The organism is Chryseobacterium sp. JV274 (assembly GCF_903969135.1).
Classification (GTDB): Bacteria; Bacteroidota; Bacteroidia; order Flavobacteriales; family Weeksellaceae; genus Chryseobacterium.
On record NZ_LR824569.1, the window covers coordinates 1,501,574 to 1,527,866 of the forward strand.

At 37.0% G+C, this 26,293-nt stretch carries 31 protein-coding genes and 1 pseudogene; 20 read left to right on the top strand and 12 right to left on the bottom strand.

The annotated features are described in order from the left end of the window. Positions 1–61: 61 nt before the first annotated feature. A pseudogene (locus CHRYMOREF3P_RS06740) lies at positions 62–428 on the bottom strand (XRE family transcriptional regulator). Positions 429–637: 209 nt separating this feature from the next. Between CHRYMOREF3P_RS06740 and CHRYMOREF3P_RS06745 the strand changes: the two are divergent. The 4 genes from CHRYMOREF3P_RS06745 (at position 638) to CHRYMOREF3P_RS06760 (ending at position 6,118) form a co-directional block, all read left to right on the top strand. Beyond that, on the top strand, positions 638–1,141 hold the full coding sequence (locus tag CHRYMOREF3P_RS06745; protein WP_180564192.1) for a hypothetical protein: 504 nt from the start codon (positions 638–640) through the stop codon (positions 1,139–1,141). Between the two features lie 1,387 nt (positions 1,142–2,528). Beyond that, a complete protein-coding gene (locus tag CHRYMOREF3P_RS06750; RefSeq protein WP_180564193.1) occupies positions 2,529–3,698 on the top strand; it encodes a PD-(D/E)XK nuclease family protein in 1,170 nt (389 codons plus the stop codon). Positions 3,699–4,147: 449 nt separating this feature from the next. Beyond that, positions 4,148–4,468 (top strand): GIY-YIG nuclease family protein, encoded by a 321-nt coding sequence (locus CHRYMOREF3P_RS06755; RefSeq protein ID WP_077418532.1) that lies wholly within the window; start codon positions 4,148–4,150, stop codon positions 4,466–4,468. A 507-nt stretch (positions 4,469–4,975) separates the two neighbouring features. Then, a complete protein-coding gene (locus CHRYMOREF3P_RS06760; protein WP_180564194.1) occupies positions 4,976–6,118 on the top strand; it encodes a 1-acyl-sn-glycerol-3-phosphate acyltransferase in 1,143 nt (380 codons plus the stop codon). Between the two features lie 129 nt (positions 6,119–6,247). Here the strand turns inward: CHRYMOREF3P_RS06760 and CHRYMOREF3P_RS06765 are convergent, their stop codons facing one another. Continuing rightward, on the bottom strand, positions 6,248–7,297 hold the full coding sequence (locus CHRYMOREF3P_RS06765) for an alpha/beta fold hydrolase (RefSeq protein WP_180564195.1): 1,050 nt from the start codon (positions 7,295–7,297) through the stop codon (positions 6,248–6,250). A gap of 227 nt (positions 7,298–7,524) precedes the next feature. Here CHRYMOREF3P_RS06765 and CHRYMOREF3P_RS06770 point away from each other — a divergent pair, with 227 nt between their 5' ends. Next, the gene (locus tag CHRYMOREF3P_RS06770) at positions 7,525–8,070 is read left to right on the top strand and encodes a hypothetical protein (RefSeq protein ID WP_077418530.1); all 546 of its coding nucleotides are present in this window, start codon (positions 7,525–7,527) and stop codon (positions 8,068–8,070) included. A 450-nt stretch (positions 8,071–8,520) separates the two neighbouring features. Here the strand turns inward: CHRYMOREF3P_RS06770 and CHRYMOREF3P_RS06775 are convergent, their stop codons facing one another. Both CHRYMOREF3P_RS06775 and CHRYMOREF3P_RS06780 read right to left on the bottom strand, forming a co-directional pair. Further along, on the bottom strand, positions 8,521–10,008 hold the full coding sequence (locus CHRYMOREF3P_RS06775; RefSeq protein WP_077418529.1) for a serine hydrolase: 1,488 nt from the start codon (positions 10,006–10,008) through the stop codon (positions 8,521–8,523). An 87-nt stretch (positions 10,009–10,095) separates the two neighbouring features. Beyond that, a complete protein-coding gene (locus tag CHRYMOREF3P_RS06780; RefSeq protein ID WP_077418528.1) occupies positions 10,096–10,668 on the bottom strand; it encodes a helix-turn-helix domain-containing protein in 573 nt (190 codons plus the stop codon). 187 nt (positions 10,669–10,855) lie between these two features. On the opposite strand from CHRYMOREF3P_RS06780, the gene CHRYMOREF3P_RS06785 reads away from it, so the two are divergent. After that, positions 10,856–11,749 (top strand): CPBP family intramembrane glutamic endopeptidase, encoded by an 894-nt coding sequence (locus CHRYMOREF3P_RS06785; protein WP_180564196.1) that lies wholly within the window; start codon positions 10,856–10,858, stop codon positions 11,747–11,749. Between the two features lie 101 nt (positions 11,750–11,850). Here the strand turns inward: CHRYMOREF3P_RS06785 and CHRYMOREF3P_RS06790 are convergent, their stop codons facing one another. Further along, complete coding sequence (locus CHRYMOREF3P_RS06790) at positions 11,851–13,329, bottom strand: hypothetical protein (protein ID WP_180564197.1); 1,479 nt, start codon at positions 13,327–13,329, stop codon at positions 11,851–11,853. 426 nt (positions 13,330–13,755) lie between these two features. Between CHRYMOREF3P_RS06790 and CHRYMOREF3P_RS06795 the strand changes: the two genes are divergently transcribed. From CHRYMOREF3P_RS06795 to CHRYMOREF3P_RS06845, 11 genes are all read left to right on the top strand, one after another. Further along, positions 13,756–13,971 carry a RebB family R body protein gene (locus CHRYMOREF3P_RS06795; protein WP_034697211.1) on the top strand — a complete coding sequence of 72 codons (216 nt, stop codon included), beginning with the start codon at positions 13,756–13,758 and terminating at the stop codon, positions 13,969–13,971. A 17-nt stretch (positions 13,972–13,988) separates the two neighbouring features. Then, positions 13,989–14,504 (top strand): hypothetical protein, encoded by a 516-nt coding sequence (locus CHRYMOREF3P_RS06800; protein ID WP_077418525.1) that lies wholly within the window; start codon positions 13,989–13,991, stop codon positions 14,502–14,504. A gap of 38 nt (positions 14,505–14,542) precedes the next feature. Further along, complete coding sequence (locus tag CHRYMOREF3P_RS06805; protein ID WP_077418524.1) at positions 14,543–14,731, top strand: hypothetical protein; 189 nt, start codon at positions 14,543–14,545, stop codon at positions 14,729–14,731. Continuing rightward, positions 14,728–15,558 carry a hypothetical protein gene (locus tag CHRYMOREF3P_RS06810; protein WP_077418523.1) on the top strand — a complete coding sequence of 277 codons (831 nt, stop codon included), beginning with the start codon at positions 14,728–14,730 and terminating at the stop codon, positions 15,556–15,558. Before CHRYMOREF3P_RS06805 ends, CHRYMOREF3P_RS06810 begins: the two co-directional genes overlap by 4 nt. A 41-nt stretch (positions 15,559–15,599) precedes the next feature. After that, positions 15,600–15,986: a hypothetical protein gene (locus CHRYMOREF3P_RS06815; protein ID WP_180564198.1), complete on the top strand. Its 387-nt coding sequence runs from the start codon at positions 15,600–15,602 to the stop codon at positions 15,984–15,986. Between the two features lie 23 nt (positions 15,987–16,009). Beyond that, on the top strand, positions 16,010–16,237 hold the full coding sequence (locus tag CHRYMOREF3P_RS06820) for a RebB family R body protein (RefSeq protein ID WP_077418521.1): 228 nt from the start codon (positions 16,010–16,012) through the stop codon (positions 16,235–16,237). Positions 16,238–16,699: 462 nt separating this feature from the next. Then, entirely contained in the window at positions 16,700–16,957 is a 258-nt protein-coding gene (locus CHRYMOREF3P_RS06825) for a RebB family R body protein (protein WP_047378383.1), read from the top strand. A 78-nt stretch (positions 16,958–17,035) separates the two neighbouring features. Continuing rightward, on the top strand, positions 17,036–17,293 hold the full coding sequence (locus CHRYMOREF3P_RS06830; RefSeq protein ID WP_077418520.1) for a RebB family R body protein: 258 nt from the start codon (positions 17,036–17,038) through the stop codon (positions 17,291–17,293). An 82-nt stretch (positions 17,294–17,375) separates the two neighbouring features. Then, on the top strand, positions 17,376–17,633 hold the full coding sequence (locus CHRYMOREF3P_RS06835) for a RebB family R body protein (protein ID WP_077418519.1): 258 nt from the start codon (positions 17,376–17,378) through the stop codon (positions 17,631–17,633). 84 nt (positions 17,634–17,717) lie between these two features. Next, positions 17,718–17,975, top strand: a complete 258-nt coding sequence (locus tag CHRYMOREF3P_RS06840) for a RebB family R body protein (protein WP_047421299.1) — start codon at positions 17,718–17,720, stop codon at positions 17,973–17,975. A gap of 84 nt (positions 17,976–18,059) precedes the next feature. Beyond that, on the top strand, positions 18,060–18,323 hold the full coding sequence (locus CHRYMOREF3P_RS06845; RefSeq protein WP_047378387.1) for a RebB family R body protein: 264 nt from the start codon (positions 18,060–18,062) through the stop codon (positions 18,321–18,323). A gap of 68 nt (positions 18,324–18,391) precedes the next feature. On the opposite strand, the gene CHRYMOREF3P_RS06850 is transcribed toward CHRYMOREF3P_RS06845, so the two are convergent. The 4 genes from CHRYMOREF3P_RS06850 to CHRYMOREF3P_RS06865 all read right to left on the bottom strand — a co-directional run bounded on the left by CHRYMOREF3P_RS06850 (position 18,392) and on the right by CHRYMOREF3P_RS06865 (position 21,137). Next, entirely contained in the window at positions 18,392–19,069 is a 678-nt protein-coding gene (locus tag CHRYMOREF3P_RS06850) for a response regulator transcription factor (protein ID WP_180564199.1), read from the bottom strand. 7 nt (positions 19,070–19,076) lie between these two features. Continuing rightward, complete coding sequence (locus CHRYMOREF3P_RS06855) at positions 19,077–19,721, bottom strand: sensor histidine kinase (protein ID WP_180564200.1); 645 nt, start codon at positions 19,719–19,721, stop codon at positions 19,077–19,079. A 74-nt stretch (positions 19,722–19,795) separates the two neighbouring features. Continuing rightward, positions 19,796–20,440, bottom strand: coding sequence for a hypothetical protein (locus tag CHRYMOREF3P_RS06860; protein WP_180564201.1), 645 nt, complete (start codon positions 20,438–20,440; stop codon positions 19,796–19,798). Continuing rightward, entirely contained in the window at positions 20,427–21,137 is a 711-nt protein-coding gene (locus tag CHRYMOREF3P_RS06865) for a hypothetical protein (protein ID WP_180564202.1), read from the bottom strand. The genes CHRYMOREF3P_RS06860 and CHRYMOREF3P_RS06865 overlap by 14 nt, the downstream gene beginning before the upstream one ends. A gap of 205 nt (positions 21,138–21,342) precedes the next feature. Between CHRYMOREF3P_RS06865 and CHRYMOREF3P_RS06870 the strand changes: the two genes are divergently transcribed. The 3 genes from CHRYMOREF3P_RS06870 to CHRYMOREF3P_RS06880 all read left to right on the top strand — a co-directional run bounded on the left by CHRYMOREF3P_RS06870 (position 21,343) and on the right by CHRYMOREF3P_RS06880 (position 23,831). Further along, positions 21,343–21,978, top strand: coding sequence for a LysE family translocator (locus tag CHRYMOREF3P_RS06870; RefSeq protein WP_180564203.1), 636 nt, complete (start codon positions 21,343–21,345; stop codon positions 21,976–21,978). A gap of 176 nt (positions 21,979–22,154) precedes the next feature. After that, positions 22,155–23,027: a helix-turn-helix domain-containing protein gene (locus tag CHRYMOREF3P_RS06875; protein ID WP_180564204.1), complete on the top strand. Its 873-nt coding sequence runs from the start codon at positions 22,155–22,157 to the stop codon at positions 23,025–23,027. Between the two features lie 81 nt (positions 23,028–23,108). Further along, positions 23,109–23,831 (top strand): siderophore-interacting protein, encoded by a 723-nt coding sequence (locus CHRYMOREF3P_RS06880; RefSeq protein WP_180564205.1) that lies wholly within the window; start codon positions 23,109–23,111, stop codon positions 23,829–23,831. 112 nt (positions 23,832–23,943) lie between these two features. On the opposite strand, the gene CHRYMOREF3P_RS06885 is transcribed toward CHRYMOREF3P_RS06880, so the two are convergent. From CHRYMOREF3P_RS06885 to CHRYMOREF3P_RS06895, 3 genes are read right to left on the bottom strand one after another with little or no spacing between them, the layout of a single operon-like run. Then, the gene (locus CHRYMOREF3P_RS06885; protein WP_180564206.1) at positions 23,944–24,522 is read right to left on the bottom strand and encodes an NAD(P)H-dependent oxidoreductase; all 579 of its coding nucleotides are present in this window, start codon (positions 24,520–24,522) and stop codon (positions 23,944–23,946) included. Beyond that, positions 24,519–25,541 (bottom strand): saccharopine dehydrogenase, encoded by a 1,023-nt coding sequence (locus CHRYMOREF3P_RS06890; protein WP_180564207.1) that lies wholly within the window; start codon positions 25,539–25,541, stop codon positions 24,519–24,521. The genes CHRYMOREF3P_RS06885 and CHRYMOREF3P_RS06890 overlap by 4 nt, the downstream gene beginning before the upstream one ends. Positions 25,542–25,594: 53 nt before the next feature. Further along, entirely contained in the window at positions 25,595–26,161 is a 567-nt protein-coding gene (locus CHRYMOREF3P_RS06895) for a Crp/Fnr family transcriptional regulator (RefSeq protein WP_077418739.1), read from the bottom strand. Between the last annotated feature and the right edge of the window lie 132 nt (positions 26,162–26,293).

The window sequence follows — 26,293 nt, forward strand, 5'->3', positions numbered from 1 at the left end:
ATAAATTTAAATATGAAAAGCTCAACATTCTGTTGAGCTTTTCACTTATAATATTGCAAGTTTATCCCTTTTCAATCAACCTCTCCAGTCTCACCATCATCTCATCTTTCTCCTTCAGCATCCTTTCATAAAGCTCAATCTTTTCATCATACAACTCTACAATTTTATCTATTGGATTAAATGTACAGTTATAATTCATTGCAGAAGCAACAGAGCTATCTTTAAAGTCGTGGAAAGTATTTGAAATGATATTGATTGCTTGTTCATCGTTAAAATTCTGAAACGCTTCCACCAGAATTTTCAATACTTCAGAAATTCTTTCAGTAAAGGATCTTCAATAATTTCTTTCTGTTCCAGCAGAGAAACTTTCTTCTGGTTCCAGTAGTCCCAAGGTCAAAAGCCAGTGCTTCCTGCTTGATGCCCAGCATTTCCCTGAATCGTTAAAATGGACTCCTCTCCTATTTCGTTATTTCTTTCTTTACACACTGTTTTTTTCTTCAAAAAATCAGAAAAAACAAACCTCATTATCCCGTTTGCATTTTCTGATGAATGCTCCCTTAAAATCTTACAACGCCCTATTTTTCTATGCTTTACGCTTACTATATTTGATCACAACAACAACCAAAAACACAAGCATATGGCACTAGACAATTTAATCAGTGTAAGCTTTTCAGAAAGCGATTTAAAAACCATTGACAAAGCAATTCAGGACATTCAGACTGTCCTTACAGGGAAAACCATCAACCTTACTCCGGATCAGAGACAGCAATACGGAAGAATTGCAGAGCAGAACAAACTCTTTGTGAATAAAGCCAAAACCTATATGGAACAAAATGTTCAACATGTTCCAAACTTCCTTGATAAGGCAGAATTCGACAGAGATTACACAGCCAGAGAGCAGATAGAGCAAAGACTGCAACTATTAGATTCTGTGATCGAACAACTTTCCGATACCAAGGTATTACTGGACCACGATAATTATCATAACGCCATCAGCTTCTATCGAAGCATCAGATACCTTTCTGAAGAAAATGTACCCGGTACCAATGTGATCTACGAAGGAATGAAGCAGTTTTTTGTGGCTGGACAAACTTCAGTACCTACTGAAACACCTCCACCTACTTCAAACAACAATCAGTAAGAATAAACACTTTTTCTGAGAGCACGTGAAAACGTGCTTTTTTTGTGCTTACACGTCTGCTTGGTTGGGTTGGAAATCGCAAAGGCGCAAGGTCTTATCATGGGGACGCTTTTTAAGGCGCAAGGATTTTATCGCCGATAAAATTTTTATATCCCGATATACTCACTTGCTGAAAATCTTTGATTTTCTTGCGCCTTAAAAAAACATATCAATATTAAAAACTTTGCGTCTTTGCGTTTAAAACAAAAGAATAAATCATTTTATCTGCAGGTTTATAGTGATTTTTTGTGGTTACCAGTCTGTTTGATTTTGGTAGGAAAATCGCAAAAACGCAAGGTCTTATCATAGGGATGCTTTCTAAGGCGCAAAGATTTTATCTCCGATAAAATTTCTATATCCCGATATACTCACTTGCTGAAAATCTTTGATTTTCTTGCGCCTTAAACAACATATCAATATTAAAAACTTTGCGTCTTTGCGTTTAAAACAAAAGAATAAATCATTTTATCTGCAGGTTTATAGTGATTTTTTGTGGTTACCCGTCTGCTTGATTGGGTTGGAAATCGCAAAGGCGCAAGGTCTTATCATAGGGATGCTTTCTAAGGCGCAAGGATTTTATCTCCGATAAAATTTCTGTTCCTTGTTTATTGCTGAAAATCTTCGATTTTCTTGCGCCTTAAACAACATATAAATATTAAAAACTTCGCGTCTTTGCGTTTAAAACAAAAGAATAAGTCATTTTATCCGCAGGTTTATAGTAACTTTTTGTGGTTACCCGTCTGCTTGCTTTGGGTTGGAAATCGCAAAGGCGCAAGGTCTTATCATGGGGATGCTTTTTAAGGCTCAAGGATTCTATCTCAGATAAAATTTTTATATCCCGATATACTCACTTGCTGAAAATCTTTGATTTTCTTGCGCCTTAAAAAAATATATCAATATTAAAAACTTTGCGTCTTTGCGTTTAAAACAAAAGAATAAGTCATTATATCTGCAGATTTATAGTGATTTTTTTAACGCAAAGGCTTCATTGATAGAAATACATGATTTGAGGGAGCAAAGGAATGGTGGCTGTGCCACTGATGAAGCCGGATGGATAGTGCTCATGATTCTTACAATGGTACTTTACTCCTCTTACCCCCTTTACTAACACCCTCCAGGTAGTATAGCAACGGTCTCTACCCTCTTAAGTAACGGTCTCTATCCCCTTATATAAGTCCCTCCAGAGGCTTGGGTAAGGGGTTAGAGGGACTTCGGAAGGGGCTCCAGGTATTTCTGAGTACTATTTATGGTATTTTTAAAGAAAATTTACGCTTTCCCCTAAGCAGAAGCTGGAGATTTTTATTATCATTGCTAAAAAAGTTTTAAAAACAAGATTAACTAATACATCATGAACGATTATATTTCTTTTTTCAGAGAGATCCAGGCCCACTCCAGGTTTGAAATTGAATATGAAAAAAGACATTCTAAAAAGCTGGCCTCTAAATTTAATGCGATGAAGTTCCTCCACTGGAACGAAAATAAAGTCTCTGAAATATTAGCGTTTTTTCTAAATCCAAATGAAAACCATGGTCAGGGTGATATTTATTTGAAGCTTTTCAAAGAAGAATTAGGATTGTATTTCCCTTATGATACTCCGGAAAAAGTTCAGGTTATTTTAGAGGATTCAACCTTTGAAAACCGACGGGTCGACATTGTTCTGAAGAATCAAGATCAGTCAAGTATTCTGGGAATTGAAAATAAAATTTACCCTTGGACAAAAGATCAGGAAAATCAGGTTGAAGATTATTTGAAATATTTACAGTATATCAGTAATAACCATTATCAGCTTCTCTATTTAACCCCGAAATCAAAGGAATTAACAGAATACAGCGGCGGAAAAGAAATCGAAAAACTAATAGAAACAGGAAAGCTTTATTTGATCAACTACGAAGAACATATTATACCAATATTAAAAGAATTTATAAAAAATACAGAAAATGAAAGAGTGCGTTCTTTTTTGGTAGATTTTGAAAGTCAACTTATTGAAAATTATATGGGAAAAGAAAACTTAGATATGGGTTCATTGAATCATTTTATCACAGAAACTGAAGAAAATATAGAAACCGCTTTTAAAGTATCCAACACTTTAAATTCGATTAAACAGGAAATGAAAAATCTTGTTGACCAGCAGATGCTTCAACTGACAGATGAGTTAACCAAAGAATTAAAAATGCGTATCACATATAATGAACAGTTTCATCATTTTGAAATTCCTGTCTTTAAAAACTTATTCATCAAATTCAATTATGAAGAAGGTGGAGTTATTTATGGTTTGGTAAAAACACCTCAATATAAGGATTCACACCACGATAAAGTATATCTGATTGATCTTAGAAATTATTTAGGAATAAAGTTCAGAACATCACATTGGTGGCCTCTGTTTTTCTTACAATATGCTAATATAGAACATGATGCTTCATTCTGGATTGATGTAAGAAATGGCAAGTTTAAAAAATTTATGAAAGATTTTATTATTGCGGTTATAGAAGCTCCTGAAAATTTAAAACTAGATCTGTAGAAGATTCATACCATTTGTCATTTCGTAGGAATCCGGACAGAGATTTGGATAATAAATTATGATAGAATAAGAGTTTAGATTCCTGCAGAATGACAAGGTGAATGCATATTTTTTTGTGTATGTATGTGTGCATAGCCACTTATTTGCTCCAGACTTAATACAAACTATCCGCTTAGACTATCCACGAAGTTTGTCATTCCGTAGGAATCCAGATAATGGTTTGGATAATAAGTGATGAGAAAATAGGAGTTTAGATTCCTGCGGAATGACAAAGATTGTGTCTCATTACCTTGTTTGGTTCGTAGTATACCTTTCACCTTTTCTTACAAATAAAAACTCATACTCAATTGAGAAAGAAGCTATCATTCTTCTTTCAATACTTTGATTAAATCCAATTGAAAATCCAGTTGAAAAATATTTTTTGTAACTTTTATAAAACAAATACACAAATGATTGAGTTTTCAACAGGAAGATATACCTACTATATCTATATTCTTACCAATAAAAATAGAAAAGTACTTTATACTGGCGTTACAGGAAACCTCCACATAAGATTGTTTCAACACAAAACCAGACTAAATCCAAGTAGCTTCACAGCAAGATATAATCTTGAGTTTCTAATTTATTACGAGAAATATGATTGGATTTATCATGCCATTGAAAGAGAAAAGGAAATTAAAAACTGGTCAAGAATTAAGAAGCTTGAGCTTATAAGGAAGACAAATCCTAATTTAGAATTTTTGAATTACTTGTTTGAAAACTGGCTTTGATATGAGTAGTATTTCATATCAAATGACAAAATTGTTTGTCGTATAATGAAGTACAAACTATCCGCTTAGACTATCCACACAGTTTGTCTTTCCGTAGGAATCCAGACAGAGATTTGGATAATAAATTATGATAGAATAAGAGTTTAGATTCCTGCGGAATGACAAGGTGGGCGCATATTTTTTTTGTGTATGTATGTATGTATGTATGTATGTATGTATGTGTGCATAGCTACTTATTTGCTCCTGACTTAATACAAACCACCCGCTTAGACTATCCACGAAGTTTGTCATTCCGTAGGAATCCAGACAATGGTTTGGATAATAAGTGATGAGAAAATAAGCAGTTTAGATTCCTACGGAATGATAAGGTGAACGCGTATGTAGATCGTTTGTTATACACGGTTCAACTAACTCCTACGCCCTTCATAATACTTTAACATCCATTATACCCATTCCCCAGATAAATTTTCGTTCTTTTGCAAAAAGTTTTAATTTTTAAATAATTGCATGTCGAAGTTTGATGAAATACGGTATTTTCATGATCATGAAGTGAATGAAAGATTGCAGAGTGTAGCCCGTGATCCCATGATGAAAGCACTGATGAACTTTACTTTTCCCGGTGTGGATGAGCAGGTCTGGCTGGAACAGTTTAAAGAGATCCACTCTATAAGTGATTTTCAGCATCATTTTGTAGCACATACCGTTCGTCAGATCCTTGCGAAAAGTTCTGAAGGTTTAACGACCTCGGGCTTCGATAAGCTGGATAAAAATACGCCCTACCTTTACATTTCAAATCACAGAGATATTGTATTGGATACTTCACTGCTTAATCTGGCTCTTCTGGAAAGCGGCCATATTATGACAGCTTCTGCCATTGGTGATAATCTTGTGAAAAGAAACTTTTTGAATGTACTGGCAAAGCTGAACCGCAACTTTTTAGTTCAAAGAGGTTTGTCTCTTCGCGACCAGCTTAAAAGTTCACAAACCATGTCTGAGTATATTGATCATCAATTGCATCATGAAAACCGTTCTGTATGGATCGCCCAGCGTGAAGGCCGTACCAAAAACGGTAATGATGCCACTCAACAGGGTGTTTTAAAAATGCTTGCCATGGCATCCGGAGATCAGTCACTGATAGAGTATTTTAAAACCTTAAAGATTGTTCCTATATCCATTTCTTATGAATATGACCCTACAGATTCTTTAAAAATGCCTCAGCTACTGGCACAACACAGGGATGAGGAATACATCAAAGGTAAAAATGAAGATTTTACCACCATGCTCAGCGGAATATTAGGGCAAAAGAAACGAATTCATCTGCATGCCGGGGATGTTATTGATACCGAACTGGATGAAATTGCCGCTACTATTGAGAATAAAAACAAACAGTTGCAGGCTATTGCACAGGTGATTGACCATTCAATCATTAAAAATTATAAGCTTTGGCCGACAAAATATATAGCCTACGATCTGATTCACAATACAGATACGTATGCTTCACAATATACCGAACAGGAGAAACAGCTGTTTATCCGAAGACTTGAGATGCGTATAGACCCGTCTGATCCGGTGTCTAAGGAGTATTTCCTGGCGATGTATGCCAATCCTTTGGTGAATAAACTGAAGCTTGAAGAAGGTTTTAAAGGCTAATGAACAGTTAGATAAAAATAAAAAACCACTGCTATTGAGTAGTGGTTTTGTTTTGTTCAGGGTATAAATTGAATATCAAAATCCTTTAATTCTTTCTTTCCAACATTATACTATTTAATCCGACAGATGTTATTTAGATTGCGACATAGAATCTACCTCTATAATGGCATCTGCAAATGCTTTGGGAGCTTCCTGTGGTAAATTGTGTCCAATTCCGCCTGTCAGGGTATGATGGGCATATTTTCCGGTATATCTGGAGGCATAACTTTCCGGTGCAGGAAACGCAGCTCCGTTGGCATCACCTTCCAGGGTAACTGTTGGGACCGTAATGGACGGAGATTTTGCCAGTTTAGCTTCAAGCGCATCATATTGTTTTTCTCCTTTCGCCAATCCCAGACGCCAGCGGTAATTGTGGATTACGATATCAACATGGTCAGGGTTATCAAATGCTCCGGCAGAGCGTTCGTAGGTCTGATCATCGAAAGCCCATTTTGGCGAAGCTGTTTTCCAGATCAGTTTATTAAATGCCACAGTATTGGCTTTGTATCCCTTATACCCTCTTTCAGTTGAAAAGTAATACTGATACCACCATAAAAACTCGGCATTTGGAGGGAGAGGTTTTTCGTTTGCCTTTGGGCTTCCTATTAAATATCCGCTTACGGCAACCAGGCCAGTGCAACGTTCCGGCCACAATGCAGCCATAATATCGGCAGTTCTGGCTCCCCAGTCAAAGCCGCCAATGATCGCTTTATCAATTTTCAGGGCATCCATAAAAGCAATAATATCTAGTGCAACAGCACTCTGCTGACCATTGCGTTTTGTATTGGGAGATACAAAGGTAGTTGTACCATAGCCTCTTAAATAAGGAACTAAAACACGGTAGCCCTTTCCGGCAAGTATAGCTGAAGATTGTTCAAAACTGTGGATATCATAGGGCCATCCATGAAGAAGGATAACGGGCTTTCCATTTTCAGGTCCTACTTCCGCATATCCTACATCCAGCAATCCGGCTCTTATTTTCTTTGTATGTTGGAAAGCTGCTCTGACAGCTGTATTTTCAATGTCTTTTTCGCCAGCGGTATAAGTCTGTGCTTTCAGAGACCATAATCCCATTCCTATAAAAATAAGTAAGGATAAAATGGCCTGTACTTTTTTACTGAAGTTCAATGTAGTATTCATAATAGTGATGTTTTGTAATGGTAAAATTATTGCAAAACAGAGATAGAAATAAGTGTAAATACTTTGAACAGGCCATATTGAACGGTGAATACTGATTTTCGCACGGTAAACCAGACAGCAGAATACATAAAGATGCATGAAATGATTATCAAAATAGGCAAAACAGAATTCATCATTCAACAGTTTTTCCAAAAACAGTATCTTCGTATCTGAAAAAATTTGACAAAATGAAGAAAATAGTATTGCTGGCTTCGGCTGTCCTTGTTCTCAATTCATGTGTGGTAAGAACGGCTACAAAAGTAGTTTCAGGCGCTGTAAGCTTAAGTTATAAAGCTGTAAAAGGAACCGTAAACGGAATCAGCTGGGCGGTAAGCAAAGCGAAAGGGAAAATTGATGAAGACCGTATAGACGGAACCTGGAAAGTGGTAGGTGTTTACCGTGGTTCTTTCGAGGATTTTTCAAAAGATCAGAATCCTGACGGCTCATTCACCTCAGAATGTACGGAAGGTTTTGACCAGATTGTTTTCAAGGCTAAAAAGTCTAAATTCAAACCTGTACACTGCAGTTCACAAGATGAAGACTGGGTAAAGTATTCTATGGAGTTCGGAAAAAATCCTTCAACGAAAGAAAAGGAAAATTATATAGAATACAATTCCAACAATTATATTTCTGTCATCGATGCTAATAATAAGACGATGATTCTGGAAGGAAACCTGATGCCTAAGCTGGGGTTTTCCGGAGCTAAGCTGTATCTCCTGGAAAAAGTAAAATAGATTTTAAAAATCAATATAAAACAAATCCCTGCTCTCATTTACTTTGACAACAGGGATTTTTCTTTTAAACGTAAGTTTTTTTTAATAAATTGCCATTGAATTTGAGTTAATTCAGTTGAGTACAATGTATTCTTTGTTTTGCAGCTCTACAATGGAATTTTTTAAACTTTTTACCCTTATCCTTTTATTACAATATTTTAAAACAGGCAAAAATGAAATCCTTAGGTGCAAAAATTTTTACAAGTATTGTTATTATTTTAATCCTGATTAAAATAATCTATTCCTTCAATGTTGAATATAAACGTGGATTAAGATTTGACCATACAATAGGTAATCTAATTATTAGTGTTGTAGCCATATTTATTTTATTCTTTTTGCTCAAATGGTTAAAAAAATAAGTGTTATCAGACTTTAAATCTATTTGAAGTCCTAAAATCCAGAGGATTTACTTTATTTCTGTTCAATGTCAACTATTTTCTTTCCCTGCTCTCCCAGATAGTGAACTACCAGTTTTTCATAGACTTTATAGCCATCATCTACATTGGTAAATATCACAATCCCCTTTCCTGAATTGGGCAGTACAATGGCAATACACCTTGTTCCCTGATCGGCACCTCCATGAGATAAAGCATATTCACCATTCCCAAAATCATAGATTTCAAAACCTAACCCGAAATATTTACCTTCTTTTACTTTTACCTGTTTTTTGATCATTTCCTGAAAGACTTCCGGCTTCAGATTTTTTCCTTTCATAACGCTGATCATAAAATTTCCGTAATCTTCTATCGTGGTATGCATATCATCGGCAGCATTGGCTGTTTTAATTTTTTCTATAGGATAAGCATTTCCCTTTTCATTGTATCCTGTTACAAATCTTGATTCATCTGTATTCTGATCCCAGATATAGTTTGTGTTATGCATTTTGAGAGGCTGAAAAATAAGTTCTTTCGCAAGCTGGTCCAGTGATTTTCCAAACTTTTTTTCCAGCGCTTTCCGAAGGTATTCAAAACCTTCTCCTGAGTATTGGTATTTTGTACCGGGATCAAACTGAAAATTCAGTTTTTTGTCAGTGTTCATCCATCTCCAGTTGGGAAAGCCGGTCTGGTGGCTCAGGATCATTCTGGTTGTCAGTTTCTGATGTCTCGGATCGTTGATGATATCCGGATCAGTCCAGTATATATCCAAAGGTTCATCCAACTTCCATTTCCCTAAGCTTATAAGCCTTAATGCGACCATTGCCGTGACAGGTTTGGTAAGAGAGGCTACATTAAAACAGGCATTAAGAGGAGATGAAATTCCTGTTTTAGTATTTCCAAAAACTTTTATCTGTTGCAGTTTTCCTCCTTCGATAATTCCTAATCCCATCGTTGGAATATTATTTTCTTTCAGCCAGCTTTGCATCGACTGATCGTTATCAAACATTGTTTCACTATCAGTAGTCTGCTTCGGATGGTGATCAAAACTCAATGAATTCTTAAGTTTCCACTCAGCATTTTCCAGGATCCACAGATGAGTAAACTTTGCTTCCCCGACTAATTTTTCAGCTTGATCTCCTACCTTCTCATAAAACAGATGATCTCCGTTCTGAATGGCAGCATATATTTTTCCATCTTTATACATGGGATAAATCTCAGTACTTTTATCAACTAATACTCTTTTTAATTGGTAGGTTTCCGGAGACTTGCACAATCCGTTTTTAAAATCAATAATAAATTTCTTTTTGTCCTCAAAGCCGCCTTTATCGTGATAAAACTCAAACTCGTCACTTAACATGCTTTCCATCTTCCCGATGTTACAGGTATTGTAGCCAGCTGAAAAAAACAAGCTGTCTTTCGATATAATTGTTTTATAAAGAGGATCTGTTTTTTCTGTCTGTGCATGAACGATACTCATCAACAGAATAAAAAAAGGAAGGATAAGCTGTGCAGATTTTGTCATTGTTATTTTTTTGACAAAGGTTCAATTTCATTTTGTTTTTTTAATAAAAATGAACCCGACAAAAACCCGACAAAGCCACGACACAAATTATAACATACTGAATTTCAATTTGAAATACAGTTTCTTTTTGCGGTCAATCTCTGCAGCATTCCGGAGGATCATAAATACATTGGACAGTACAATAAGGATCATCAGAATAAGAGTAAACTCTTTTCCGAGCTTTAAAAAGATACCGAGCATAAATACAATGGGTGCCATAGCTGTCCAAAACATTTGCAGTGAAATAATCTGTTTGGTGAGACTGTTTCTCTGCTTCATGATAAACATTAATAGAAAGGGAGCCAGAATATTTAATGGCGGTACAACCACAAATAATAAGGAAGAGAGATTGATCATTTTAACCAAAGAATAATTGATCGTTTCAGGTTCTTCTGCGGTTTCTGTTGTTACCTCATTATTTTCCTGGGAAATGATGATTTCTTCTTGCAATAATAAAGATTCCTCTATTTCCAAAGTCTGCGCCAGCGTTCTTAAAGTATGTCCCTTAGGTTCTGTTCCGGATTCTATCCGCTGAATAGTTCTTACAGAAATTTTTGATTTTTCTGACAGTTCCTCCTGAGTCAGATTTTTTTGTTCTCTTATCGCTTTTAGTCTGGACATGTTCTAAGGTAATTCTGAAAAAAATGTTTTGGCTAATTTACAGTTTTCCATTATTAAAAAACGGAAGACCTCTTTTTTAAATTGAACAGTGCTAAAATTAATATTCATATAAGAAATAAGTGTACTTTTATTAAAAAATAACCTTCTATTTTTCAACTATTTATAAACTACAACACCAAATCAGTTTATGGAAAATACAATATCCAAATCCGAAATCAGGAAGAATATTGCCACTTACCTGTTTCTTACCCTGCTTTTCTGTCTCCCGGTCTATTATATGTGTATTCGTACCGGAAAACTCGGTGGCGGAATTATATCCTATGCTACCATTGTGATGTGGTGCCCGGCCATTGCAGCACTTCTTACCTGCCGTATCCGGAAAATTCCTGTTTCTTCCCTGGGCTGGAAATGGGGCCTTACGAAATACCAGATCATGGCTTACTGTATTCCTGTTCTTTACAGCTTTATTCCTTACCTTATCATCTGGATCAGTGGAGCTGGCGGCTTTTATAATCATGAGTTTATAGCTGAAGCCGGTAAAGGTATGGGCTGGAATCTTTCTGATGGTCTGACCGTCATCCTGTATGTAATTCTGATGAGCAGTTTTGGTATGGTACGTTCTGTAGGATCGGCATTGGGTGAGGAAATAGGCTGGCGGGGATTTCTTACTCCGCAGTTAGCAAAGATCAATTCTTATACTGCCACCTCCCTTTGGATGGGTCTCATATGGGCTATCTATCATTATCCTCTTCTGCTTTTTTCCAATTATAATACGGGCGGTCCCAAATGGCTGGCTCTATTATGTTTTACGATCATGATATTTGCATCTTGTTTCATTTTCACCTGGTTACGGTTAAAATCCGGAAGTTTATGGACAGGTGTTGTTTTACATGCCAGCCACAATCTTTTTATACAGTCTATTTTCACACCGCTTACGGTAGATACGGGAAATACCAATTATTATATTGATGAGTTTGGGATTGCCCTGCCCATTGCAACCGCTGTTGTTGCCTATTTCTTCTGGAGAAAGAGAAAGGAATTACCTGAAAAGGAAACTGAAGATACCCTTCTTTCAGCATAGCACTATTCATCAAAAAACAGCCTTCTGTGTAGAAGGCTGTTTTTTTGAAATATCTGTGAAAATTTGTATTGTAATTAACCATTAGAGTCCGGGCTTACTGTTTAATCAGCAATTTCCAACAGTTTTTTGTAATCTTTTCTTTTCTGTGGGATGATTGGGTTATACGTAATTTCTTTGTCAACCCAGCGTTCAGGCTTTAAAAATGAGAGTATAAGCTCCATATCTTTGTCATTAAATCCTTCATTAAACCTGCTTTTTTCTTCTTTTGGTATGGGAGTTAAGGCTTTTTCATCTTTTCTACGCGGAGCGAAATGCGCCCCTGTATAATCTCTTTTTTCGCCTCTGAATTTTGCTTCTATAGTAGGTTTAAGCTGCTGCTTCAATTCTTTTATCTCATTTTCTGTTTTAGGTGTGGTCATTATTATTTTGTTGATCTCTTCACCTAATTCGTACTCAATTCTTTGATTGATGTCTTTTATTTTTTCCTGAAGAAATTTACCTGATCGTGTTGGTGGTTCACTCAGCAACAAACGTTCATATCCGGTGGCATCACCTCCTTTTTTAGTCTTACCTTCATTCTCCTTCTTCCAGGCAAGCATTCTGCCTCCGCTCTCACTGCCTTCTTCTTCCATGTACCTTACCGTGTATCCTAACATCGCCATCACTTCAAGGTTACCGCTTCTGAAGCCCAGATGCTTTACATGGGTGAAATTTTTCTCAAAATACTCATACAGCTTAAACTGCCCAAAACGGGTATTACCTCCCCATGCTAATAAAGATGGTGTTTTATCATCCCAAAATTCGGTGATGTTGAATACTTTGGAAGGATGAATATACCTTTTGACCTCATTGACAATGTCATCAAACTTAGATCCTCTCTCTTTCACATAGCCTTTATCTCCGGTAATAATAATTGCATCATACATCTCTGCTACTCTATAAACAATCTGCCTGATCCCTGTATAACTTGTATCGTGCTCTATATGAATATCTCCTCCTTTCCCACTGAAACGGGACCATAAAATAAGTAAGTTGTTTCCACTGGTGGGTATTCCTTGTTGTTCCAGCCATTTTTTTATAGCGTCATCTTCATAGGTGTTGATATTGACCTCCCATCTTTCTTTTAGCTTAGCCCGTAAGGCCGGCGAGTATTTTCTGGCAATGTAATCTGTTCCATAGTTCACCCCTTTAATATATCCCTTTCGCTGATACTTACGTGCTTCATCTTCTAATTTTTTCTTACCGGCTTTATCTCCCCTTAACTGTTTTACTTCTACAACATGTATTCTGTCCTCACCTATCCCGGAATCTCTATAGAATTTTTTTATAGAATCTGCTTTATCGGTATGGTCTTTGACCGTGCCGTCGCCTTTTGAAATGACAACATGAAGCTCCTCATCATCAATTAAAGTCGCGGCAATTCCAAACATATCACCGGTGGCATATCCGGGCTGGATAAGCACTTTAGGTTTAAATTCAGGTTTGGGGCCACGTTGACGTTCAGGTCTTGGTGCTGGTCTGCGAGCAGCAGCATCTGTATTGGAAACAGCTTCTTTGTTTTTTTTTCTATTTCTTATCATATCGTTTATTATAATACGTTAGGGAACAAATTTCAAGGTAAAGCTCCCGACAAAATAGAGGGGATCTACCCATTTTTAGAAATTCAGGGTTTCCCCTTATGGGCAGATAGTGTATTTGTGTATCATGTAGTAATGATGATAGAAATACAGTTATATGGGCTGTTCTATTTTCCGATTCTGTTATTTACTGACACGATGGTTATCTAAAAAATTCACTCGTAGGAGAATTCCCTTATTTTTTAAAATTCAGTTTTTTCCCTTAATGAAGATTTATTCCGTTTGATGAAATTTGTATCAGACAAAAGAGATCAACAGTCTCACAGTGAAGACCTAACCAAGACCTAACAGTAAGGTTGAGTTGAAACAAAGACTTTGAAAGAAGATGTTTGAAAATAAAAAATAATAGTAACCCATTAAAACCAGAATATGGCAGAAACCGTAAACACCCAGACTACAGATGCAGTAACGCAGACCAATGTTACCGTACTTGGTGAGTCTCCCGCACAGGCTATGAGTATGCTTTACCAGATGGCCACGCATGCCAGTGGAATTTCTATTCAGAATTCTGTAACAAACCAGCAGAACTTGAACCAGCTCAACCCTGCGATTGTTGCAGATGCCATTAAAATTTTAAAAGGATAATATAAAACCTTACAATCATGAGTGAACACAACAGTGAAACCCAACAATCCCAGGCAGCAAATGCTACCACTCCGGCGGAGAAAGCTGTAGTATTTGTGAACAGTGAGGTACTGGCCCCTCCTAAGGCTTCCCCAATGACCGGAGTAACAAAAGTAATGATAGAACAGTCTACAGGAATGATGGTTCAGGATTTACAGTCTTTTTTGAAAGGATTTGAGCAGGTAGGTTTGATTGCATTAAGCAGGCTGGCCAATAATCTACTGACGTATGGAACGACTTTCGGTCCGGCTCCTGGTAGTAAAGAAACTTCCACTCAGATGGCAGAGCACCTGCAAGGCCAGGATGCAGGAAAGGGAAATGAAATGATGAAAGATCTGTTCAAAATGGTAAGTGAATATGCTGAGGTGAAGGCTAAAATTTCCAATACTATTTATAATGTCAACACGCCTCCGGTTCCAGTGGCTCTTCCTTCTCCTCCCTCGTTTACGGAAGTTTCTCCTGAGACTGAAGATCCTGAAAAAAAAAACGAGTAGATCCGGTTCCGGAAGAAGTCTCATCAGAAAAGGAAGGTATGAGAAAAAGCTTTATCACGGCTGATCATGGGGGAAAATTAGTATTAAAGTCAGTAAAACTGACACAGCCACTCGTAAAACCAGAGATTAAGGAAGCAGTAATTCCTTCAGTAGAACCTGAAGTTAACCGCAAGAAAAAAACAATAATAAATCAACTCCTTGAAAAAATTAAAATAAATAAAAGATGAATTATTCTTCAACAACCAAACCCGCCAAAATTTTAAATCTAGAAAATTTAAATGATTTAAATGAACGACTTTACCTGACCCGAAGCAGTGATATTTCTTATTTTGACACGAGAAGTACTGATGTTAAAAAGACGGAACATAATGCAGAGCGAGTTGTATTTAATCTTCAGACCTCAAACATTAATATTCAGCCTGCCATAAGACTGGTGAACTGCATCAACAGAGGAAATAAAAGATACAATCATTTCCAGTCTTTTGTAGTGGAACCTATAGACAGATCAACTGGAATTGCCGTCATCATGGTCAAGCTGGATGATCCGAAAGCTTTTTATTGTAATGTGAGAATTTTACCTTTTACCACCTTAAATGAAATTGCAGTTTCAGATCTTGATTCAAAACTTCTTACCATTAATCTTGAAAAGGCAAAATGGATTCTCAAAACAGATATCACGATCACTCCATCTGATACGGGAGAAGCTCAGTATTCTGTACATGATGTGGATGTAGCTGCTATTGCCGAACTGGTAAGCCAGGAAGAAATAATTGAATTAAAAAGAGAGCTGGAATTCCAGGCTTCTAAGCTGATTGCCCATTATTTCCAGGAAATCCTGAGTATTGTAGTGAATGAAAACCCTCCAAACAACGGCAGGCTTCCTGTAATTCCGGATGATTATATCCTTACCCTTCCTCCGAACCAGTTAAAAGAAATGTTGTCAGCCACTGCTATTTCAGCGTGTATTGCGTTGGAGATAACGGGTTATAATGTAGTAAAAGATATCAACCACGACTGGAAGGCTGCAGCTGCATTTATTAATTATCTGCTGTAAAGTAAGCGTTTACTTTTTCCAACATTATAAAAACAGTACTTATGCGCAGAAGAACCCGCAAGAAGGCACCCGCTCACAAACCTCCGGTACTTGTAACGGAACCTGAAATCGTCGAAAAAGAAATCATGCCTTTTGTTTTAAGACATGAAGAGGAAATCATTAATTACATCAGAGATAAAGCCGTCAAAGAGACCATGAAATCACTTGGCCCTTTGCTGGAAAAGCTGGAAGAAGCTGTGAAACAACAAGAATCACCTCAGGCACAGGAGACTATACCACCACCTCAGGCTGATCCTCCTATGATGAACTATGAAGAACAGTTGAAAAGACTTCAGGAGGCCTCAACAGCAAAGGTAAAGGAGAAAGAGCTCAAAATAATAGACCGAATGAATAAGCTGAGTGCCAGATTTGGTAATATCCGCCCTTAAAAACATCAAAACCAACAGATATTATGAACGAAATCGATACTATAATTATGGGAATGTCTACCGCTGTACCTAACGCCATTTCAACACAGGTAAGTGCGCATTCTACAGGTGCAATGCAGATCAATTCTGCCCTGAACCAGCAACGAAATAACATGACGGCAATCGGCAGCTATGTCATGGGTCTAAAAAAAATGAGTCCAAAGAATATGAAAATAAAAGAACTGGAGACCATTAGGAAAGGACGTTTCTAATTTCAGTTCAACCCAAACTACGGATGTGGTTTATTTCCCTGCAGAGATGAAATCCGGTGCCCTCAACATAAATACAATCAGGTCAACATTTATTTGCACCGTCTTTCAGATGCTGTCTATGTACAGAAGCAATCATTCAGAATCCATCTTTAGCCCAAAGGAATCCAGCATTGCCAGTATACCTGCAGTAGAAATTTATTTTTAAGACAGATATTAAAAATAAAAGCCACATCCTTTTATCAGGAAATATGCTTTAAACTCACACAGATTTTACAGATAAGGGTTTCAACCATTGTATTCAGAGCCACCCTTCAAGTCTAATTTATTCATAACCTGTCAATACCAATGCCTTTGAAATGTATCATCTGCAGGATCTGTAGTGAGTTTAAAATAAAATACAAAACTAGTTTACCTCAATAATTATTAACCGAGATCAGATCTCAACAAAAAACAAAAACAATTATGCCAGTTAATGAACAAATCACAGACGCAGTAACGCAATCGAACGTGAAAGTAGTAGGAGAATCTCCTGCAATGGCTTTAGCCAACGTGTACCAATCTGCAGCCCATTCTACAGGAATTATGTTTGAAAATGCAGTGAATGCACAAAACCAACAGAATATTTTAGGGCAGGCAGCTACCACTCAGGGTATTCTGCAGATCTACAGCCTGGATACGGTAGCAGATGCGGTTTCCATTGCTAAGATTCTTAAGCCTTAATTTTTACACTTTTTTGATAAAAAGTAATTCTCAGCCGGAAAATCCGGTCGTTTTTTAACCTAATAAACAATAATCATTATGCCAGTTAACGAACAAATCACAGATGCAGTAACACAGTCGAACGTAAAGGTAGTTGCAGAATCTCCTGCAATGGCTTTGAGTAACGTGTATCAATCTGCTGCCCATTCTACAGGAATTATGTTTGAAAATGCGATGACTGCTCAAAATCAGCACAATATCGTAACGCAAGCAGCTACCACACAAGGGATCACTCAAATCTACAGTAAAGATACTATAGCTGATGCCATCTCCATTGCTAAAATCCTTAAACCTTAATCCATTTTTGCAGACCGCAAATAAAACAATTTTATACCACCGGAAAACCCGGTTATTTTAACCCAAATAAACAATAATCATTATGCCAGTAAACGAAAAAATCACAGACGCAGTAACACAATCGAACGTAAAAGTAGTCGCAGAATCTCCTGCAATGGCACTTGCCAACGTATATCAATCAGCAGCCCATTCTACAGGAATCATGTTTGAAAATGCAATAAATGCACAAAACCAGCAAAACATTGTCACTCAAGCAGCTACTACACAAGGAATCACTCAGATCTACAGTCTGGATACCATTGCTGATGCTGTTTCTATGGCTAAAATCCTTAATCCTTAATCCATTTTTGCGAAAAGCTTAAATACCATTGCCCGAACAACCGGAAAAGCCGGTTGTTTTTAACCCAAATAAACAATAATCATTATGCCAGTAAACGAACAAATCACAGACGCAGTAACACAGTCGAACGTAAAGGTAGTTGCAGAATCTCCTGCAGTAGCTTTAAGCAACGTATATCAGACAGCAGCACATTCTACAGGAATTATGTTTGAAAATGCAGTGAGCGCGCAAAACCAACAGAACATTGTAACTCAGGCAGCTACTACACAGGGTATCGCACAGATCTACAGTCTGGATACCATTGCTGATGCTGTTTCTATGGCTAAGATCCTTAATCCGTAATTCATTTTTGAGGAAAGCCTTAAATAATTATTTTAAACAACCGGAGAATCCGGATACTTTTAACCCAAATAAACAATAATCATTATGCCAGTAAACGAACAAATCACAGACGCAGTAACACAATCGAACGTAAAAGTAGTCGCAGAATCTCCTGCAATGGCTTTAAGTAACGTATATCAATCTGCAGCGCATTCTACAGGAATTATGTTTGAAAATGCAGTGAATGCACAAAACCAACAGAACATTTTAGGTCAGGCAGCTACCACTCAGGGTATTCTGCAGATCTACAGCCTGGATACGGTAGCAGATGCGGTTTCTATTGCTAAAGTATTGAATCCTAAATTATAGTGTATTTTTAGATTTCTTGTTATCAGGGAGTGCATTCATGTACTCCCTGATTCTTTTTTTGGATAAAACTATTTATCAAATAATACGATTTCGTTCGGATCTATAACCTGATTCTGCACTGCGTAAATAACGAGACCTGCCATATTTTTCACTCCTGTTTTGATCATCAGGTTGGTTTTATGGGTTTCTACAGTTTTGGGAGAAATAAAAAGAGAATCAGCTATTTCCTTAGTGCTGAGCTGTTGACAAACCAGCCGCAGAACATCCACTTCTCTATCGGTAAGCTCATTCTTTGAAAAGGAATGAAACTCCGGAAGCTTATTGGAAAGCTGACTTCTCATGACATCAATCTGATCATTGGAAAAGTAATGTCCTGTGTGGTGAACAGTTTTGATGACGGCCAATAATTCTTCTAATTCAATTTCTTTGGGTAAAAAAGCATGGGCTCCCATTTTCAGCATTTGTCCCATAAATGAACGGCGGTAAAAACTGGAAAGAACAATGATTTTTGTCTCCGTTTCTCTTTTGGCCAGTTCAGACATTACTTCAAGGCCATCACCATTCGTCATTCTCAGGTCCAGAATCAGAATATCTAAAGATACGGAATCCTCGGTGAGAAATTGATAGCCGCCTGTTGAGGTCAGCGTAACTTGATACTCTCCATTATGATCAATATATTTTTTCAAAAGCTGTACAAACAGCAGGTCATCATCTACAATTCCGATTTTAATTTTTGTGTGTTCCATGTTTATTTTATTGTATGGCCATACAGGCTATGAATTTTGTGCCTTTTTCGGGCTGTGTTTTAAGTTTATAAATGGCTTGAATTTTTTGTGCTCTTGACTGAATATTCCTCAATCCTATACCTCCTAAGTGGGGTTCCATGATAAAACCTCTCCCGTTATCTTCTATGGTCAGCATCAGATAGTTTAGAGATATTCTCAGGGATACATCTACTCTGGTAGCTCCAGCATGTTTCAGAATATTGGTGATCAGTTCCTGAACAATTCTGAAAAGGTTCAGTTTTACCGGACTGCTGATCGGAGCTCTTATCGTAATATGGCGGAAAATGACTTCTATATTTTTATTAACCTGTTCAAGATAGTCTGCAATCAAATCTTCCAGCTCAACTTCATCAAGATCCGGCGGTGTAAGATTATGAGATAATTCCCTTATCAGCTGCATGGATTTTTTTAGATCGCGATTAAGCTCTTCGGGGTTTTTATCCGTAAGATTCAGACGGATGAGATTCAACTGTGAGATAATATTATCATGAAGTTCTTCTGCAAGACGCTCCCTGTCCTGTTCCTGTAAAAGCAGTGTATTCTCCCAATATTCCTTTTTTGTATTCCGGACCAGCTGAGATACTTTCTGTTTATTTTTCTTTATACTTTTCAAATAATTAATAACCAATAACGTAATGAATAACGTTGTTAAAAAAAATAGTCCAATACCGATCCATATCCATAGAACTATCTGATCCTGATTTTCCCAACGCCACATCCCAGATTAATAAAAGCAATATAAAAAGACAATAGCAAGATGCCTCTAAAAAGCCAGATAGGTGCTACCCAACTCAGATGGTTGCTGATTAAAAAATTAAAGGTCGTGGATATGATGCATTCAATAGAAAAAAACAGGAAAACAATGACGTTCACGATAAACATATCCCGATCTGCCTTCCCTTCCCTTATGATCTTCATAAAATAAGAGGCGGCATAACTACAAATAATAATACTGGTGATAATATTGGAATAAAAAGTAACCTGTGTATTATCCTGCACACACAACACATTAATAATCAGTATCAATATTGCATAACCATAGATCATCCACCTTAACTCACGGGAAAGCCGGATGTAGTAGTTGCTATAAATCACAGTAAGAATCATTAAGCCAAAAAACTGGCTCAATATATAGTTGTAAATATTGAGTGTATTTAATTTCATCAGCCGGTCCGCCAAGTCCGTCAGCTCCAGCATGAATTCTCCTGAGAGAAGTATAATCACAGGAAGTTTTGTTTTTATCCCTTCTCTTACCAATACAATCAGTCCTGTACATAAGACCAGGTTAATAATAATTTGTAAATACAGGGATAAGCTGTTATACGAAAACACTGGTGCTTTGCTTCAAAAGTTGATAATCATTAAGAGTATCAACGGTAAAAGGAGGTCTTGGAGTAGAATAATTTTCTGCAGTCTCACTCATATGATTAATCGCAAGGCTTTTCACTGTTATAATTTCGATATGATAAGGAAACTCCGGATCTTTTTTCTCCAGATCATCGGTAAGTCCAAAGAAACTGGTACAGGTTTGTCCTCCTGTAATTCCCATTTTATCATAATCTGAAAACGGAATTGAAATCAGCTGAAAAATAGCTTCTGTTTTCTGAGCCTGTATCCATGATGTACCGAACATGTTCCATCTGAAATTACGGTTAATGGCTGATTCAGACGTAATTGGAGGTGATATCACTTCTCGGTCATTGCTGCTCTCCATCTTCTCTTCAGGAAATTTGCTTGAAAATTCTTTAATAATGATGGTACTAAAATCGGCATCCTTATCACTTTTAGAATCAATCAGAAAAAATTTCAGCTGCTTCTCATGAATACCTACATACGCATGAATTGTCTTCAATTCTACGGTTCCAAGATTCTGTTTCCATTGTTCAATTTCGTCACCTGAAACACTGAAATGAGTTCCCTGATTTAAAAAATTCAAAATTTCTGCCCCATTTGTATCAATTCCGTTTTTATAAGAATCAATAAGATTTTTCCATTTTCTGATGGCTTCAAAGATGTTTTCAGTAGTCATGATACTATTTATTTGTGAATGATAATTATTTTATGTGTTGAAATTTACAAAAAAAACAGACTGCTATTTATTTTAAATCACATTCAAGTGGAAAATAAAATTTAATTGAGTAAAAATTAATATTTCTGCAATTTTTTATAATATCGGATCAGGGACAGTCTGTATCTTTGTGCCGGGAATACTCCCGTTTAAATAACTACTGTCAATGATTCCATTTCACGAACTTATATTTTTCATCCTGGCTGCACTCATCTTAGTGATCAGTCCCGGTCCTAATATGATTTACCTGATTTCAAAGTCTATAACACAAGGGAAAAAGTCCGGATTTATTTCCTTGGCCGGAGTAGTGTGCGGGTTTTTGTTCCACATTATCATGGTATCTTTTGGTCTGACTGCAGTTTTGCTGGCTGTTCCATTGGCTTATACCGTTCTTAAAGCCCTGGGAACGGTCTATCTTTTATATCTGGCCTATCAGGCTGTAAAACCAAAAAGCAGGAATATTTTTGATGTTGATAAGAATGTTGCTCATGACAGTCCCAAAAAGCTTTTTACCATTGGTTTTTTAACGAATGTATTAAATCCGAAAGTGGCTGTCTTTTACCTGTCTTTCTTTCCTCAGTTCATCAAACCTGAGTATGGTTCCGTATTCACGCAGAGCCTTGAACTTGGAGTAATTCAGGTTCTGATCAGCTTCAGCATTAACTTTATCATTGTATTAACTGCTGCAAGAGTTGCCTTATTCTTTTCCAATAATCCGGTCTGGATAAAGATTCAGAAATGGTTTATGGCCAGTGTGTTAACCTATTTAGCGATAAAAATGGCATTTTCAAAAGCAAAATAAAATCCGGAACAGGTTTCTTTCTGTTCCGAATCCCGTTGTATATTCATATAAAATCTGATCTAAAGAAAATATTATCATTATGCACCGCGAATTTGAGATTAATATTCCGGATGTAAAACCGTGAAAATACGTAATTTTACGGTTGCGTATTTATCCTCATCACAACTGGCTTACAGATGAAACAGACTATTCCTACTTACGATTTAAACGGCATTTCTCACCACAGATTCCATGTTAAAAGAATGGATAAACGGACTCAGGATGCTGAAGATATTCTTTTAGACAAAGGAATACACCGGGACAGTCATTACATTTTCACCTGTATGGAAAGCGGTCATGTAAAAATGATGGTAGATTTTAAAACAATTGAATCAAAAGATTCCGGTATTTTCTGTGTATTGCCGGGGCAGGTCCATCAGGGACTTTTGATGAAAGACGTTTGCGGATGGTTTGTAGCTGTAAAAGCGGAACTTGTTCCTGATACGGTACGTGCTTTTTTTGATGAATCTCTGGGTGAAATACAGCCACTGCTTATTGACAAAAAACTCATTAAAAAAATAACCACAACAGCCAGTATGCTTCATGCCTCTTATACAAACGAGATGCTTTCCTCCAAAGAAGGATTTCTGGTTGTTCATTCATTGCTTAATGCATTCCTGGGTATGTTTGCCTTGATTTATTCCCAGAAGAATCTACCTCCTGCTTCCAGTGAAAACCGGGCTTTACAGTTATCGAGAACGTTCAGAAACTTGGTTCGAAAGGATTTCAAAACCTCGAAAAGTCCATCCGAATATGCAGAAATTTTAAATATCACAAGAGGATATTTGACGGAGGCTGTCCGGGAAGCAACCGGAAAACCTGCACAACACTGGATTCATCAGGAGATTTTAATTGAAGCTAAAAGATTACTGGTCTTTACGAGCCTAAGTGTAAAAGAGATCGCTTATGAATTGGGATATAGTGACCATACTTATTTCAGCCGCTTATTTTCCAAACTGGAAGACCAATCTCCATCAGAATTCCGGAATCTGCATCAAAACAAACACTAACCACGAATAGTCCAATTATTCCCCTGAAACAGCTATCGGTATTTTCTGATTTTGCAACGTCCTTTGCAATAAAAATGATTTATGCCGAGTTTACCAAAATGGATCAACGACACTGTAGAAAATGTCTGGTCCTCAAAATTTAAAGACTGTACGGTTATCCAGATAGAAAAAATAACGAATGATCTTCGTCTTGTCCGTTTTCAAACGGACTTACAGGATGTTTCTTACGAACCTGCGTATGCAATAGCGATAAGAATCAATGGCCGCGATTTCCGGAATTATTCTCCCTTCAATTTCAACCAGGAGGCCGGCACTTTTGATGTTCTATTTCACCTTCATGATACATCTGCCGCCGGAAGCCATTTTGTTACCCAGCTTTCTGCCGGAGATTCTATAAAGCTTTTAATGCCCAGAGGAAAACAATTCTTTGCTCCCAATGCAAAAATTCATTTTTCTGTGGGTGACGAAACTTCACTGGGAAGTTCACTTTCGATCAAAGAAGCCGTGGAAGAAAATGGTTCTTTATTCATCTGCCTTCATGAACTGGAAGAATGTTCTGCTCTTGAAAAACTGAATTTATATGGCTATCACAGCCCCAAAAACAATACCATGAGGATGATTGAAGCGCTGAATGATTTTCTGAGGGAGGAAAAAGAAGCTATTTATAATGATGATGCTGTTTTCTACCTCACCGGAAACGGAGAAAGAATGTCTCTGATCAGGAAGTTTCTTAAGGCCAAAGGAGTTTCTCCCAAATGTATAAAATCACAGGCATACTGGATTGAGGGGAAAAAAGGATTGTAAAATGGCAAAACAGCAGTATTTTTACTTTAACAGAGAAACCTTTATCCGGTAATAAAAAATCAATTATTACCGGATAAAGTTATCATCAACTCTACATCTTAAAATTTATAGATTATTTCTGTTTCCTCCCTAATTCCTTCACTTTTCTCAACCATTGACCCCTCTGCTCATCTTTAGAATTCCGGATGATCCCGATATAGGTCAGTTTTACAGGTTTTACGCCGCAATATTCCAATATGGATTTTTTAAGCTGATTCACGCTGGGTCTGCCAAAAAACAAACGGTAATACCAGCCCGGCTGATCTAAAGTAGTAATTACATGTGCCGTTTTACCTTTTAAAAGTTTATCCCACCACACAGAATTCTCCCGGTATTTATAAGCCATTCCCGGTAAGAAAAGGCGATCTATAAATCCTTTCATCAAAGCTGGAAATCCTCCCCACCAGACAGGATGTACCCACACCAAATGGTCAGCCCACTGAATAATCTCCCATGCTTTCATCAGATCCGGTTCCAGTTCCATTCTTTTCTGGTATCCAAACTGCAGATTAGGATTAAAGTTTAAATCTCTTATAACAATTTCCTTTACTTCTGCGCCTGTTTCTGCAGCTCCTGCACTGTAAGCTTCTGCCACGCCAAAGTTGAAAGAATCTTTATTGGGATGCCCGTTGATAATTGCTATTTTTTTCATTGTGTGATATTGATATTGATGGTTTCATAGCTATGAAGCTGTGTCATTAATGATAAAGGCTCATGCAGCTGATGGCTGAAATACACATTATTTTCATGGGGATTTCTCAGCAGTTCTTCGGTATGCAGAACAGCAGATAAAGCAGTAAGTTCTGCCTGTCCTTTCATACTTCGTAAGCTCAGTTTCTTCTGACCTTCTTTATCTTTTACCACAATTTCAAACACAGACTGATCTCCGTTTCCACTGGATCCAAAAATCATTTTTCTTTCTTTTAATGATAAAATATTAAAAATTCTAAGGTACTGAAAGGATCCCAGCAGCCATGTAATGAATTTAGAATTATAGGTCATTTTTACACTTACTCCGGGAATTCGTTCCACCTTATTAAGAATATAAAGATCTGGTACATCAAAATTGTAAGCCTTTCTCTCTCCTATTCCAAAAGAGAACTTAAAAGGTTCCGTATCCAGAAAGTGTCTGATAGAAACAGGTCTGTCATTCTTATAATGTACAAAAGGAACGGCTACGTTTTCTGCCATAAAATGAGCTGAACTCTCTCCTGCCAGATCTTTTACCGAATAATAAACAAATACCTTTACTTCCTTAATATCATCTGAACTGGAAAGAGTATTGACCAATCCCGGTACAATTCCGCCCATCCATCCTGAACTGAAAACAATTCTGCTGTTCACGTCTGCTTTTCCGGCAATAGCATAAGCTTTTACCAAGGCCGGAGTAGGCTTGGTGATATCCAGATAATCTATATGATGAGCAATCGCAAAACGAAGTATATGATCTTCTCTATCATTCACAGAAAGAATGATGAGGTTTATTTTTTTTTCCAGAATAACCTTAAAAGAAGCAGGATCTGTAACGTCGATTCTCAGGTCTTTATCCGTTTGTCCACCTTTTCTTCCTCCAATAAAAATGGTAAGATGAGGGTTTCTTGATTTCAGAATGCGGGAAATAGTTTTTCCAACCAATCCATTTCCTCCAATGATTAAAATATTTTGCTCCATAACTTTTTTTGACAAAAGTATAGCGCTCCCATTTCAATGAACAGGACAAATGTCTAAAAAGAAACTTCCTTTCTGATACGACTCAAATGCCGCTGTGTAATTCCCAGGTAAGAAGATAAATACTGTAATGGAATTTTCTGAATATAATCAGGATAATTTTCAAGAAGTGCTGCATACCTTTGGCTCGCACTGTCTCTCTGAAGCTGAAAAAATCTTCTTTCCAGTTCAAGATATTCCTGTTCAGCAATAATTTTTAAAAACTGAGTCCAGTTCAGTGCATCCTGAACCAGAATATCCATTTTTTCTTTTTTCAGGATCAATAATTCTACATCGGTAATAGCCTGAATACTTTCTTTACTGAGACATCCTGAAATAAATGATGAATAAGCCGCAATCATCGTGCTCGGAAACTTGAAACAATAAGTCATATCTTTTCCGTCACCGGAAGTATAGAAAGACCGGAAAATTCCGGAGTTTATGAAAGCTACTTCTCTACACCGCTCGCCTTCCTGTACGAAAAAGTCGTTTTTATTCAGCTTACGGATTTCGAAAAGTTGTAGAAACTCTTCAATTTCGTTCTCTGAAAACAGATTAAAGCTTCGAAAATAATCCTGTATCATCATTCTTAAAAATAAGGGTGTTCTAATGAATCACGAAAATAGATAAAAGATGAATGCAACATGCTTTATAAACGCAAAGTTTTCATTTTTTCTAAGATTTTATTTTAAGTTAGCGAAGATGAGATCAATTTC

Excerpts from the sequence above, each read along its gene's own strand:
- CHRYMOREF3P_RS06755 (WP_077418532.1), top strand. The coding sequence starts at position 4,148 with ATGATTGAGTTTTCAACAGGAAGATATACCTACTATATCTATATTCTT.
- CHRYMOREF3P_RS06835 (WP_077418519.1), top strand. The coding sequence starts at position 17,376 with ATGCCAGTAAACGAAAAAATCACAGACGCAGTAACACAATCGAACGTA.
- CHRYMOREF3P_RS06880 (WP_180564205.1), top strand. The coding sequence starts at position 23,109 with ATGCCGAGTTTACCAAAATGGATCAACGACACTGTAGAAAATGTCTGG.
- CHRYMOREF3P_RS06805 (WP_077418524.1), top strand. The coding sequence starts at position 14,543 with ATGAGAAAAAGCTTTATCACGGCTGATCATGGGGGAAAATTAGTATTA.
- CHRYMOREF3P_RS06865 (WP_180564202.1), bottom strand. The coding sequence starts at position 21,137 with ATGACTACTGAAAACATCTTTGAAGCCATCAGAAAATGGAAAAATCTT.
- CHRYMOREF3P_RS06830 (WP_077418520.1), top strand. The coding sequence starts at position 17,036 with ATGCCAGTTAACGAACAAATCACAGATGCAGTAACACAGTCGAACGTA.
- CHRYMOREF3P_RS06825 (WP_047378383.1), top strand. The coding sequence starts at position 16,700 with ATGCCAGTTAATGAACAAATCACAGACGCAGTAACGCAATCGAACGTG.
- CHRYMOREF3P_RS06815 (WP_180564198.1), top strand. The coding sequence starts at position 15,600 with ATGCGCAGAAGAACCCGCAAGAAGGCACCCGCTCACAAACCTCCGGTA.
- CHRYMOREF3P_RS06745 (WP_180564192.1), top strand. The coding sequence starts at position 638 with ATGGCACTAGACAATTTAATCAGTGTAAGCTTTTCAGAAAGCGATTTA.
- CHRYMOREF3P_RS06895 (WP_077418739.1), bottom strand. The coding sequence starts at position 26,161 with ATGATACAGGATTATTTTCGAAGCTTTAATCTGTTTTCAGAGAACGAA.
- CHRYMOREF3P_RS06760 (WP_180564194.1), top strand. The coding sequence starts at position 4,976 with ATGTCGAAGTTTGATGAAATACGGTATTTTCATGATCATGAAGTGAAT.
- CHRYMOREF3P_RS06785 (WP_180564196.1), top strand. The coding sequence starts at position 10,856 with ATGGAAAATACAATATCCAAATCCGAAATCAGGAAGAATATTGCCACT.
- CHRYMOREF3P_RS06890 (WP_180564207.1), bottom strand. The coding sequence starts at position 25,541 with ATGGAGCAAAATATTTTAATCATTGGAGGAAATGGATTGGTTGGAAAA.
- CHRYMOREF3P_RS06810 (WP_077418523.1), top strand. The coding sequence starts at position 14,728 with ATGAATTATTCTTCAACAACCAAACCCGCCAAAATTTTAAATCTAGAA.
- CHRYMOREF3P_RS06765 (WP_180564195.1), bottom strand. The coding sequence starts at position 7,297 with ATGAATACTACATTGAACTTCAGTAAAAAAGTACAGGCCATTTTATCC.
- CHRYMOREF3P_RS06885 (WP_180564206.1), bottom strand. The coding sequence starts at position 24,522 with ATGAAAAAAATAGCAATTATCAACGGGCATCCCAATAAAGATTCTTTC.
- CHRYMOREF3P_RS06850 (WP_180564199.1), bottom strand. The coding sequence starts at position 19,069 with ATGGAACACACAAAAATTAAAATCGGAATTGTAGATGATGACCTGCTG.
- CHRYMOREF3P_RS06840 (WP_047421299.1), top strand. The coding sequence starts at position 17,718 with ATGCCAGTAAACGAACAAATCACAGACGCAGTAACACAGTCGAACGTA.
- CHRYMOREF3P_RS06875 (WP_180564204.1), top strand. The coding sequence starts at position 22,155 with ATGAAACAGACTATTCCTACTTACGATTTAAACGGCATTTCTCACCAC.
- CHRYMOREF3P_RS06750 (WP_180564193.1), top strand. The coding sequence starts at position 2,529 with ATGAACGATTATATTTCTTTTTTCAGAGAGATCCAGGCCCACTCCAGG.
- CHRYMOREF3P_RS06775 (WP_077418529.1), bottom strand. The coding sequence starts at position 10,008 with ATGACAAAATCTGCACAGCTTATCCTTCCTTTTTTTATTCTGTTGATG.
- CHRYMOREF3P_RS06770 (WP_077418530.1), top strand. The coding sequence starts at position 7,525 with ATGAAGAAAATAGTATTGCTGGCTTCGGCTGTCCTTGTTCTCAATTCA.
- CHRYMOREF3P_RS06870 (WP_180564203.1), top strand. The coding sequence starts at position 21,343 with ATGATTCCATTTCACGAACTTATATTTTTCATCCTGGCTGCACTCATC.
- CHRYMOREF3P_RS06795 (WP_034697211.1), top strand. The coding sequence starts at position 13,756 with ATGGCAGAAACCGTAAACACCCAGACTACAGATGCAGTAACGCAGACC.
- CHRYMOREF3P_RS06800 (WP_077418525.1), top strand. The coding sequence starts at position 13,989 with ATGAGTGAACACAACAGTGAAACCCAACAATCCCAGGCAGCAAATGCT.
- CHRYMOREF3P_RS06790 (WP_180564197.1), bottom strand. The coding sequence starts at position 13,329 with ATGATAAGAAATAGAAAAAAAAACAAAGAAGCTGTTTCCAATACAGAT.
- CHRYMOREF3P_RS06845 (WP_047378387.1), top strand. The coding sequence starts at position 18,060 with ATGCCAGTAAACGAACAAATCACAGACGCAGTAACACAATCGAACGTA.
- CHRYMOREF3P_RS06780 (WP_077418528.1), bottom strand. The coding sequence starts at position 10,668 with ATGTCCAGACTAAAAGCGATAAGAGAACAAAAAAATCTGACTCAGGAG.
- CHRYMOREF3P_RS06820 (WP_077418521.1), top strand. The coding sequence starts at position 16,010 with ATGAACGAAATCGATACTATAATTATGGGAATGTCTACCGCTGTACCT.